General features: G+C 57.6%; 11 protein-coding genes and 2 pseudogenes. 4 read left to right on the top strand and 9 right to left on the bottom strand.

What is annotated here, in order from left to right; all coding sequences use genetic code 11:
* The 3 genes and pseudogenes from rsmH to rsmI form a co-directional block, all read right to left on the bottom strand.
* A pseudogene (rsmH, locus tag ACIQVE_RS26675) lies at positions 1 to 879 on the bottom strand (16S rRNA (cytosine(1402)-N(4))-methyltransferase RsmH); the annotation flags it as partial.
* On the bottom strand, positions 876 to 1,331 hold the full coding sequence (gene mraZ / locus ACIQVE_RS26670) for a division/cell wall cluster transcriptional repressor MraZ (protein ID WP_053154948.1): 456 nt from the start codon (positions 1,329 to 1,331) through the stop codon (positions 876 to 878). The pseudogene rsmH and the gene mraZ, both read right to left, overlap by 4 nt.
* Positions 1,332 to 1,825: 494 nt before the next feature.
* Positions 1,826 to 2,659, bottom strand: a pseudogene (rsmI, locus tag ACIQVE_RS26665) (16S rRNA (cytidine(1402)-2'-O)-methyltransferase); the annotation flags it as partial.
* Between the two features lie 178 nt (positions 2,660 to 2,837).
* On the opposite strand from rsmI, the gene ACIQVE_RS26660 reads away from it, so the two are divergent.
* The 4 genes from ACIQVE_RS26660 (at position 2,838) to ACIQVE_RS26645 (ending at position 6,284) form a co-directional block, all read left to right on the top strand.
* Positions 2,838 to 4,649, top strand: coding sequence for a penicillin-binding protein activator (locus ACIQVE_RS26660; RefSeq protein WP_402814295.1), 1,812 nt, complete (start codon positions 2,838 to 2,840; stop codon positions 4,647 to 4,649).
* Positions 4,649 to 5,011, top strand: a complete 363-nt coding sequence (locus ACIQVE_RS26655) for a YraN family protein (RefSeq protein WP_150592666.1) — start codon at positions 4,649 to 4,651, stop codon at positions 5,009 to 5,011. The genes ACIQVE_RS26660 and ACIQVE_RS26655 overlap by 1 nt, the downstream gene beginning before the upstream one ends.
* Positions 5,012 to 5,115: 104 nt before the next feature.
* Positions 5,116 to 5,709 (top strand): phosphoheptose isomerase, encoded by a 594-nt coding sequence (locus ACIQVE_RS26650; RefSeq protein WP_007917022.1) that lies wholly within the window; start codon positions 5,116 to 5,118, stop codon positions 5,707 to 5,709.
* A complete protein-coding gene (locus ACIQVE_RS26645) occupies positions 5,706 to 6,284 on the top strand; it encodes a BON domain-containing protein (RefSeq protein WP_402814291.1) in 579 nt (192 codons plus the stop codon). The genes ACIQVE_RS26650 and ACIQVE_RS26645 overlap by 4 nt, the downstream gene beginning before the upstream one ends.
* 52 nt (positions 6,285 to 6,336) lie before the next feature.
* Here ACIQVE_RS26645 and ACIQVE_RS26640 read toward each other — a convergent pair whose 3' ends face one another.
* The 6 genes from ACIQVE_RS26640 to rpsI form a co-directional block, all read right to left on the bottom strand.
* Positions 6,337 to 6,750 (bottom strand): ClpXP protease specificity-enhancing factor, encoded by a 414-nt coding sequence (locus ACIQVE_RS26640; protein ID WP_402814288.1) that lies wholly within the window; start codon positions 6,748 to 6,750, stop codon positions 6,337 to 6,339.
* Between the two features lie 16 nt (positions 6,751 to 6,766).
* A complete protein-coding gene (locus ACIQVE_RS26635; protein ID WP_047303097.1) occupies positions 6,767 to 7,384 on the bottom strand; it encodes a glutathione S-transferase N-terminal domain-containing protein in 618 nt (205 codons plus the stop codon).
* A 146-nt stretch (positions 7,385 to 7,530) separates the two neighbouring features.
* Positions 7,531 to 8,313, bottom strand: a complete 783-nt coding sequence (locus tag ACIQVE_RS26630) for a cytochrome c1 (RefSeq protein WP_402814285.1) — start codon at positions 8,311 to 8,313, stop codon at positions 7,531 to 7,533.
* Positions 8,313 to 9,524 carry a cytochrome bc complex cytochrome b subunit gene (locus ACIQVE_RS26625; RefSeq protein ID WP_402814282.1) on the bottom strand — a complete coding sequence of 404 codons (1,212 nt, stop codon included), beginning with the start codon at positions 9,522 to 9,524 and terminating at the stop codon, positions 8,313 to 8,315. The genes ACIQVE_RS26630 and ACIQVE_RS26625 overlap by 1 nt, the downstream gene beginning before the upstream one ends.
* On the bottom strand, positions 9,524 to 10,117 hold the full coding sequence (gene petA, locus ACIQVE_RS26620; RefSeq protein WP_402814279.1) for a ubiquinol-cytochrome c reductase iron-sulfur subunit: 594 nt from the start codon (positions 10,115 to 10,117) through the stop codon (positions 9,524 to 9,526). The genes ACIQVE_RS26625 and petA overlap by 1 nt, the downstream gene beginning before the upstream one ends.
* A gap of 270 nt (positions 10,118 to 10,387) precedes the next feature.
* The gene (gene rpsI / locus ACIQVE_RS26615) at positions 10,388 to 10,579 is read right to left on the bottom strand and encodes a 30S ribosomal protein S9 (RefSeq protein ID WP_402814314.1); all 192 of its coding nucleotides are present in this window, start codon (positions 10,577 to 10,579) and stop codon (positions 10,388 to 10,390) included.
* Positions 10,580 to 10,596 lie beyond the last annotated feature (17 nt).

The raw sequence follows: 10,596 nt of genomic DNA, 5'->3' as shown, positions 1-10,596 counted from the left end.
GGAGGGCGTCGGCGCTTTGCCATGGACTTTGATTGTCGGTTCGAACGCAACGTGGCGAACCGGCAGGTTGCGTGGCAGGTTGTCGGCTTCGCCTTTCACCAGCTTGCGCATGAACAGTTTGACGATGCGGTCTTCCAGCGAGTGAAAGCTGATCACGACCAGACGGCCGCCCACTTCCAGGGCTTCAAGTGCGGCTTCGAGGCCGGCTTCCAGATCGCCCAGTTCGTTGTTGACGTGAATGCGCAAACCCTGGAACGCACGGGTGGCCGGGTTCTTGCCCTTTTCCCAGGCCGGGTTGGCGACCTTGAGCACTTCGGCCAGATCGGCAGTGCGCTCGAAAGGTTTGATATCGCGACGCTCGGCGACGGCACGAGCCATGCGACCGGAGAAACGCTCTTCACCGTATTCCTTGAACACCCGGGAGATTTCTTCAGCCGGCGCGGTGTTGACGAATTCGGCGGCACTGATGCCACGGGACGGATCCATGCGCATGTCCAGCGGGCCGTCGTTGAGGAAACTGAAGCCGCGCTCAGCGTCATCGAGCTGCGGCGAGGACACGCCCAGATCGAGCAAAATGCCGCTGACCTTGCCCGCCAGACCACGTTCGGCGATCTCCGAACCGAGCTCGGCGAAGCTGCGCTGCACAACGACAAAGCGGCCGTCTTCGGCCGCTAGCGTTTGCCCGGTGGCAATCGCTTGTGGATCTTTGTCGAATCCGATGAGCCGGCCATCCGTCCCGAGCTGGCTGAGGATCAACCGGCTGTGCCCGCCGCGCCCGAACGTACCGTCCAGATAGCAGCCATCAGGACGTACGGCGAGAGCCTCGACGGCTTCGTCAAGCAGTACGGTGATGTGGTTAAAGCCGCTATCAATAGTCACAGGATCAAATCACGCAGTTCATCAGGCATAGCGCCCGGTTGTTGAATAGCAGCCAGGTCAGCGGCAGAAACCGCATCCCAGGCATCCTCGTCCCACAATTGGAACTTGTTCAGTTGGCCTACCAGCATCGCGCGCTTATCCAATTTGGCGTACTCGCGCAGACGCGGTGGAACCAGAAAACGACCACTGCCATCGAGCTCGAGGTCGACGGCATTACCAATCAATAAACGCTGCAAGCGGCGGTTCTCTTCACGAAGCGAAGGGAGTGCACGCAACTTGGTTTCAATAATTTCCCACTCGTCGAGCGGGTAGACACACAGGCATGGATCAACGGCATCAATGGTGACGATCAATTGGCCGGAACTACGCGAATCGAGCTCGTCACGGTACCGGCTCGGCATAGCGAGACGGCCCTTTGCATCGAGACTGATAGCGTTAGCTCCGCGAAACACGTCTGCGCTTCTCCAATTCTTATCGTTTTGAGCTCAAAAAACCCACTTCATGCCACTTTCCGCCACTTGCGCACACTATAGGAATGCGCCCACCACACCGTCAAGGCGCGGATTAAAGGAAAAGCCTTACAGAACGGAGATTTAGGAGCATAAAAGGAGGAGTAACGAGAATCTGACGCAGACTTTTGACCCATAACTTGATGCAGCACTGAAAGCTGCGCTCGAAAGTTAAAGTAATTTGTTAAGAGTAAGATTTTTTCGGTATTACGAAGGGGATTCTGCTGTTGATTGAAGCACGGTGGGAAAAGGCTATTACTGCAATTGCCGCTGCCGAACTTTCAGAGCAGGCCTGCTGATATTACACAGCCCTGATGCCATTGATTCAAGCAGGGAAAGAAAAAGGTGGAGAGTCGATCTGTAAGCCGGGTTCTGTCTTGAACAGTCATTCGTCTACGATGGCCATCACTGGACATCTTTAGCAACCTACCCGGTCCCAGCGCGGCGGCACGCTTGAGCGGCATCTCCTCGAGTAGCAGGTTGAGAATGCGCATGGCTTCGCTGCTGACTGCGTCTTCAGACTCCGGCGCAGTCCAGCCGGCGACCAGCACGACGCACTCGCCGCGCTGCTGGTTGCTGTCGGACTCGACGAATGCGCGCAACTCAGCCAGTGGCAGTCCCTTGAGCGTTTCAAAGGTCTTGGTAATTTCACGGGCCAGCAGTGCCTGCCGTTCGCCACCGAACACCGCTTCCATATCCTGCAGACATTCCAGAATGCGGTGCGGGGCTTCGTAGAAAATCAGCGTACGCGGTTCTTCTTTAACCGCTTCCAGTCGCGCCTTGCGCCCCACCGACTTGGCAGGCAGGAAACCTTCGAAGATGAATCGATCCGACGGCAACCCCGCTGCCGACAATGCAGCGATCAAAGCGCACGCACCCGGCACCGGCACCACATTGATTCCGGCAGCACGGGCCTGACGTACCAGGTGATAACCCGGATCGGAAATCAGCGGCGTGCCGGCATCGGAAATCAGCGCGACATTGTCACCGGCCAGCAGACGGGTGATAAAGCGGCTACCTTCATCTCGTTCGTTATGTTCGTGGCAAGCGGCCAACGGCGTGGAAATACCGAAGTGCTGCATCAGACGCTGCGAGTGACGCGTGTCTTCGGCAGCGATCAGCGCCACTTCACGGAGGATTTTCAGGGCCCGGGCGCTGATGTCGTCCAGGTTGCCGATGGGCGTCGCCACCACATAAAGCGAGCCAGCAGCGGAATTCAAAGGACCTGGAGCAGTCAAAGCGCACACCTCATGATCGGTAAAAAACGGCATTGTAACGCGTCACGAGGCTTGCGACGTCCTCTGCCAGCCTGCGGTTTTTGCGCGCACTTGTGCGACGCCGCAACATTTACTTCAGCTAAATTGACCGATTCACGCCAGCAACATCGCGCCCCGGCCAGTGCTTGGGTACAATTCCACGCTAATTTGATCGAGTATCAGGAACACTTACATGATCGCTTGCCTGCGGCTGCTCACTGCCCTCTGCCTCGCTGCCCTTTTGGCGGCTTGCGCCAGCTCCCCTTCCTCCAGCCTTGGCGAACTCCCACGGACTCCGGATGCCAGCATCGAGCAACTGCTCGAACAGGCTTCCCAGGCTAAAACCCCGGAAAAAGCCGCCCTGTTGCGCCTGAGCGCAGCCGATCTGGCTTATCGCCAAGGCAATGCCAGCCAGTCTGCGCAAATCCTGCAACAAGTGCCGATGGAGCAACTCAAGCCCGGCCAGCAGATATTTGCCAATACCTTGGCCGCCGAGCTGGCCATGACCCGCAATCAGCCGAAAGCTGCGCTGACTGCCCTGAGCCACCCAAGCCTGCAACAACTGGGGGAAATGCCGGAAGACCAACAAGTCCGCACCGGCACCGTTCGCGCCCGCGCCCTCGAAGCCGATGGTCAGACGCTGGCTGCCGCCCGCGAGCGCATCTTTATTGCGCCGATGCTGCAAGGTGAAGCCGCCGGCAAGAATCACGAAGCGATCTGGACGTTGATCGCCTCGCTGCCGAACGATCAACTGCAACCGAACACCACCGATGACCTCGGCGGCTGGATGGGTCTGGCGCTGGCCGTGAAAACCGCCGGCACGCTCGAACAGCAACAAGCCGCGATCGATACCTGGCGCGCGCAGAATCCAAAGCACCCGGCCGCAATCAACCTGCCGCTGCCGCTGACCAAGCTCAAGGAACTGGCTAGCCAGCCCCTAAGCAAAATCGCTCTGCTGCTGCCACAAGACGGCCAACTGGCCTCGGTCGGCAAAGCACTGCGCGAAGGTTTCATGGCTGCGCACTATCAGGCTCAACAGGCCGGACAGAAGCCGCCAGCCATCGAGTTTTATGACAGCTCGAAACTGACCTCCATGGACGAGTTCTACCGCAAGGCTCAGGCTGACGGTGTGCAACTGGTCATCGGCCCACTGGAAAAACCACTGGTCAAACAACTGAGCACTCGCCCGCAATTGCCGATCACCACCCTCGCTCTGAACTACAGCGAAGGCGATCAAGGTCCGGCGCAGCTGTTCCAGTTTGGTCTGGCCGCTGAAGACGAAGCTCGCGAAGTTTCCCGTCGCGCCCGCGCCGACGGCCTGCACCGCGCCGCGATCATGGTGCCGAAAGGCGAATGGGGCGACCGCGTACTGCGCGCGTTCAGCCAGGATTGGCAAGCCAATGGCGGCAGCATCGTTGCCACCGAGCGCGTCGATCAGCCGGTGCAACTGGCCCAGCAAATTGCCGACATGTTCCAGCTGCGTCAGAGCGAAGCGCGTGCAAAGAGCCTGCAAAATGCCGCCGGCACCAACGTCGCCGCTCAGCCATCGCGTCGTCAGGACATCGAGTTCATCTTCCTCGCCGCCACTCCGCAACAGGCGCAGCAGATCAAGCCGACCCTGAACTTCCAGTACGCCGGTGACGTTCCTGTCTACGCGACTTCACACGTTTACAGCGCCAGCGGTGATGTGAACCAGTACAACGACATGAACGGCATTCGCTTCTGCGAAACGCCATGGCTGCTGGAAACCAGCGATCCGCTGCGCCAGCAAGTCACCGCGCAGTGGCCACAAGCTGCTGGCAGCCTTGGGCGCCTGTACGCCATGGGCGTCGATGCTTATCGTCTGGCACCGCGCCTGGGCCAACTCAAAGCCCTGCCGGACAGCCGCATTGAAGGTCAGTCGGGCAGCCTCAGCATGACCCAGACTCAGCGTATTGTGCGCCAGCTGCCTTGGGCCCAGTTCGTCAGCGGCCAAGTTCAGCGCCTGCCGGACACCCAGCGCTAATGCCTGACAGGTCACGCTCGCAAAGCGGCAAGGATGCCGAGCGCCAAGCGCTCGAACATCTACAAAATCAGGGGCTGCGCCTGTTGGCGCAGAACTGGTTATGTAAACGCGGCGAGCTTGATCTGGTCATGCTTGATGGCGATACAGTAGTATTCGTTGAAGTTCGCTACAGAAAAAACACTCAATGGGGTGGCGCGCTCGCTAGCATCGATGGGCGCAAGCAGCAGAAACTGATTTTCGCTGCGCAGTATTTTCTTCAGCGCGAGTCGCGTTGGGCCAATTCCCCCTGCCGCTTCGACGTGGTGGCCATCGATAGCCATCCGAGTCAGCTGAACTGGTTGCAGAATGCTTTCGACAGTTGATCGCCTGCCGCCAACCCGGACATTTCCACCCGACAACTTTTGCTCTTTGCTTTGCGGGCTGCACATTCATGTGCCGAACAGCCGCGCTACTTAAGGTCACACAGATGGACATGCAATCGCGAATTCGCCAGCTTTTTCAGGCCAGTATCGACACCAAGCAACAGGCGATGGACGTACTTGCACCGCACATCGAGCAAGCCAGCCAGATCATGGTCAATGCCCTGCTCAACGAGGGCAAAATGCTTTCGTGCGGCAATGGCGGCTCTGCCGGCGACGCCCAGCACTTCTCCTCGGAGCTGCTCAACCGCTTCGAGCGCGAGCGCCCGAGCCTGCCGGCCATCGCCCTGACCACTGATACGTCGACGATTACCTCGATCGCCAACGACTACAGCTACAACGAAGTCTTCTCCAAGCAAATCCGTGCACTCGGTCAGCCAGGCGATGTGTTGCTGGCGATTTCGACCAGCGGTAACTCGGCGAACATTATTCAAGCGATCCAGGCCGCACATGATCGCGAAATGATTGTCGTAGCTATGACCGGACGCGATGGCGGCGGCATGGCGTCACTGCTGTTGCCCGAAGACGTCGAGATTCGCGTACCGGCCAACGTCACTGCACGTATTCAAGAAGTCCACTTGCTGGCGATCCATTGCCTCTGCGATCTGATCGACAGCCAACTGTTCGGGAGTGAAGAATGACCCCTAATCGCCTTGGCCTTCTGGCCTTGACCCTGTGCCTCGGCATCAGCGGCTGCACCTCGGTGGTGAATGCCAGCCGCGAAGCGCCGATTGATGACGACCGCGGCACCCGCACCTTCGGCAGCAAGATCGACGACTCGCTGATCGAAACCAAAGTGGGTGTGAACGTGGCCAAGGCCGACCCGGCACTGGACAACGATTCGCACGTCGTCGTCACCAGCTTCAACGGCGTCGTGCTGCTGGCCGGTCAAACGCCGCGCGCAGACTTGAAAGCCAAGGCCGAGCAGGCGGCAGCCGCCGTTCAACGGGTAAAAACCGTGCATAACGAACTGCAGGTCATACCGCCGTCCGGCTTCCTGGCGCGCCAGAACGACACTTGGCTGACTTCCAAGATCAAAACCCAGATGCTCACCGACGCCAGCATTCCCGGCTCGCGCATCAAGGTCGTTACCGAGAACGGCATCGTCTATCTGCTGGGCCTGCTGACCAAGCAGGAAGCCACTCAGGCAACCAACCTGGTGCAAGGCGTATCGGGCGTGCAGAAGATTGTGAAGCTGTTCGAATACATCGATTGACCCTGTTGTAAAACAGGCAAGAAAAAAGGCGATCCATCTGGATCGCCTTTTTTTATTTCACCACTTTCAGACTTGGCCGGCCGCTTGGGCGCGGAGGCTCGCTGTCTGGTGGCGGCAGATCATCGTCCTGCTCGACATCGTCTTCGTCACCCATCGGCGACTCGATATCGAACACCATGCCCTGACCGTTCTCCCGGGCGTAAATACCCAGGATCGCGCTGATCGGCACGTACAGACTGTGCGGGACGCCACCGAAGCGCCCCTCAAAGGTCACCACGTCGTTGTCCATGTGCAGATGACGCACAGCACTTGGCGAGATGTTCAGGACGATCTGCCCGTCACTGGCGAAACCCTGCGGCACCTGCACGGCCGGGTACTCGGAATTAACCAGCATGTGCGGGGTGCAATCGTTATCCACAATCCACTCGTAGAGCGCGCGGACCAAATAAGGTCGACTGGAGTTCATAGCGGCTCCTTAAGCCTTAGCGCATGTCGCGTTCGACACCAGACAGACTCGCCTGGAAAGCCTCACGCGCAAACGAGCGCTCCATGTAATCAAGCAACGGCTTGGCAGGCCGCGGCAGTTCAATACCCAGAATCGGCAAACGCCAGAGTATTGGCAATAGGCAGCAATCCACCAGACTTTGTTCCTCACTGAGGAAAAACGGCTTGTCGGCAAACAACGGCGACACGCCCGTCAGGCTTTCGCGCAATTCCTTGCGCGCCACGACTCGCGCGGCTTCCTTGCTTTTAGGATCAAGAATCAGATCCACCAGACCACACCAGTCACGCTGAATGCGATGAATCAGCAGTCGGCTGTTGGCACGCGCAACCGGGTAAACCGGCAGCAACGGCGGGTGCGGGTAACGCTCATCCAGATATTCCATCACCACGGTCGACTCCCACAACGCCAGGTCGCGATCGACCAGCGTCGGCAGACTTCCGTAAGGGTTGACCTCAATCAGCTTAGGCGGCTGGCGACCAGCTTCCACATAAATGATCTCGGCGCTGACACCCTTCTCTGCAAGCACAATGCGCACTCGGTGGGAATAGTGGTCGGCGGGGTCGGAGTAACAGGCCAACCGATTGGTCACGCCCATGGCGATCCTCCTCGCTTGTTGAAATTATCGGAACCGGAAAAACGCGCGCGCCCAAAGGGCGCCTCCCGCAACACCTGGCTTACCAGGCGTTACGTTGTCGGAGGCGCCCTTGGGCGCGCGCGATTAACAGCAATGCTTGAAGCGTATCAGTGCACGTCTTTCCAGTATTCACGCTTGAGCAGATAGGCGAACACAAAGAAGAACGCCAGGTAGAGCAAGACATAAGTACCGATGCGCTGATGTTGCAGCTTAACCGGGTTAGCCGAGTAAGCCAGGAAGGTTACCAGATTCTTGACCTTCTCATCGAACTGCTCTTCGTTCAGAGCACCGGACTTCGGCACGATGGTCAGTTGATCGCACGCTTCATGAGTCAGAGGCGTACCGGTCAGCGGATCATATTGCTTCTTGCCATCCTCAACGATCTGCACCTGTTTGCAGCCCACGACCTGACGACCTTGCAGGCCGACCAGCACGTTAGGCATACCGACGTTCGGGAAGACCTTGTTGTTCACGCCCCATGGACGCGCCGGATCCTCGTAGAACGACTTCAGGTAGCCGTAGAGCCAATCAGTGCCACGAACGCGTGCCACCAGAGTCAGATCCGGCGGCGCTGCGCCGAACCAGGTCTTGGCGTCAGCCGGCTGCATGCCGATGTTCATGTGATCGCCGATCTTGGCGCCAGTGAACACCAGCTTCTCCAGCATCAGTTCGTGAGGTACGCCCAGATCATCGGCAACCCGCTCGTAACGCTGGAACTTGGCACTGTGACAACCCATGCAATAGTTGGCAAAGGTACGCGCGCCATCCTGCAGGGCAGCCTTGTCGGAAACGTCGATGTCGACTTTTTCCAGTTCCGGACCACTCTGCTCAGAGGCAAAGGACAGGACAGGCAAAGCAGCAAAAATCAGAGCAAAAAATAACTTTTTCATCAGCCAGTCACCCTATCCGGAACCTTTTTGGTCTTCTCGAGCCTGGTGTAGAACGGCATCAGAATGAAGTACGCGAAGTACAGGAAGGTGCAGACCTGCGACAGCAACGTGCGACCCGGGGTTGGCGACAGAACGCCAAGAACGCCAAGGATCACGAACGAAATGCAGAACACCACCAGCCAAATTTTGCTCATCCAGCCTTTGTAGCGCATCGACTTGACCGGACTGCGATCAAGCCACGGCAGGACAAACAGCACTGCAATGGCCGCACCCATGGCGATCACGCCCATGAGCTTGTCAGGGATCGCCCGCAGGATCGCGTAGTACGGCGTGAAGTACCAAACCGGCGCAATGTGCTCTGGCGTCTTGAACGGGTTAGCCGGCTCGAAGTTCGGCTTTTCGAGGAAGTAGCCACCCATTTCCGGGAAGAAGAACACAATGAAGCAGAAGATGAACAGGAACACCACGACACCGACAATGTCTTTCACGGTGTAGTACGGATGGAAAGGAATGCCGTCCAGCGGTATGCCGTTTTCGTCTTTGTGCTTCTTGATATCGACGCCGTCGGGGTTGTTCGAACCGACTTCGTGCAGCGCCAGAATGTGCAGCACCACCAGACCGAGAATCACGATCGGCAGGGCCACAACGTGCAAGGCGAAGAAGCGGTTCAGGGTGATCCCGGAGATCAGGTAGTCACCACGAATCCACTGAGTCAGGTCGTCGCCGATCAACGGAATCGCACCGAACAGCGAGATGATCACCTGGGCACCCCAGTAGGACATCTGGCCCCACGGCAGCAGATACCCCATGAAAGCTTCGGCCATCAGCGCCAGGTAGATCAGCATGCCGAACACCCAGACCAGCTCACGCGGTTTCTGGTACGAGCCGTAGAGCAAGCCACGGAACATGTGCAGATAGACCACGATGAAAAACGCCGAAGCGCCAGTGGAGTGCAGCAGACGCAGGATCGAGCCGTACTCGACGTCGCGCATGATGTATTCGACCGAAGCAAACGCCTCTTCTGCCGACGGGGTATAGCTCATCGTCAGCCAGACACCGGTGACGATCTGGTTAACCAGAACCAGCAGCGCGAGCGAGCCGAAAAAGTAGAAGAAGTTAAAGTTTTTTGGAGCGTAATACTTGCTGAGATGGTCTTCCCACATTTTTGTAGCGGGGAAGCGCGCATCAACCCAATCCATGAACTTGCTCATCACGCTTTCTCCGTATCGACGCCAATGACAATCAGGTCATATGTCTCATAGGAATTAGGGGGAACTGGCAGGTTCAAAGGAGCAGGTTGCGACTTGTAGACGCGGCCAGCCAGATCGTAGTGGGAACCGTGGCAAGGGCAGAAATAACCGCCTACCCAGTCTTTACCCAGATCCGCAGGTGCCACTTCGGGACGGAAGGTCGGTGAGCAACCCAAGTGCGTGCAAATCCCGATCAGCAGGAGAATTTCCGGCTTGATCGAACGCACTTCAGGGTCGACATAAGTAGGTTGCGTGGAGTTTTTGGAGGTCGGATCGGAGAGCTGGCCCTCGATCTTTTTTAGATTCCCCAGGATTTCCTCGGTACGGCGGACAATGAACACCGGCTGACCGCGCCACTCAGCAATCATCTGCTGTCCTGGCTCGATTTTGCTGACATTCACTTTCACCGGTGCACCGGCGGCTTTCGCCTTGGCACTGGGAAACCATGACCCCACGAACGGGACCGCAGCCCCCACCGCTCCTGCAGCACCCACCACGGATGTGGCTGCTACCAAGAAGCGACGCCGGCCTGCATTCACGCCGTCATTGCTCATTCAGTCCTCTCCCATCAGCTTTTGTGGCCTGTTAAATCAGGCGTCTACTAAATAAATCAATGTTACTTATAAAAATTTTGCCGAGATGGTAATGAAAAGCCCCAGTTCTGACAAGGGAATTACCCGGAGCTCTCCCCCTCAAGCCTTGCAGTATAGGGGTTCTACGAATGTGGCAAGTTGTCACAGCGCAATTCTTTTGATAAATCGCAGGCATAAAAAAACGCCCGCTTCCGTGAGGAGGCGGGCGTTCTTTTGAACGCGGAAGCGGAATTAACGCTTCGAGTACTGCGGACGCTTACGCGCTTTACGCAGACCAACTTTCTTACGTTCAACTTCACGGGCGTCGCGAGTAACGAAGCCAGCTTTGCGCAGAGCGCCACGCAGGGTTTCGTCGTAGTCCATCAGAGCTAGATTGTTTGAGTGTCGTTTTGGGAAAGAGTGTGATCTTTCTTGTAGATCTATGTGGGTGACGTATATTT

This window comes from Pseudomonas sp. NPDC098747 (assembly GCF_044760045.1).
In the GTDB taxonomy this organism is placed as follows: Bacteria; Pseudomonadota; Gammaproteobacteria; order Pseudomonadales; family Pseudomonadaceae; genus Aquipseudomonas.
The sequence above is the reverse complement of the archived record's forward strand: the minus strand, read 5'-3'. Positions and strand labels throughout refer to the sequence as shown.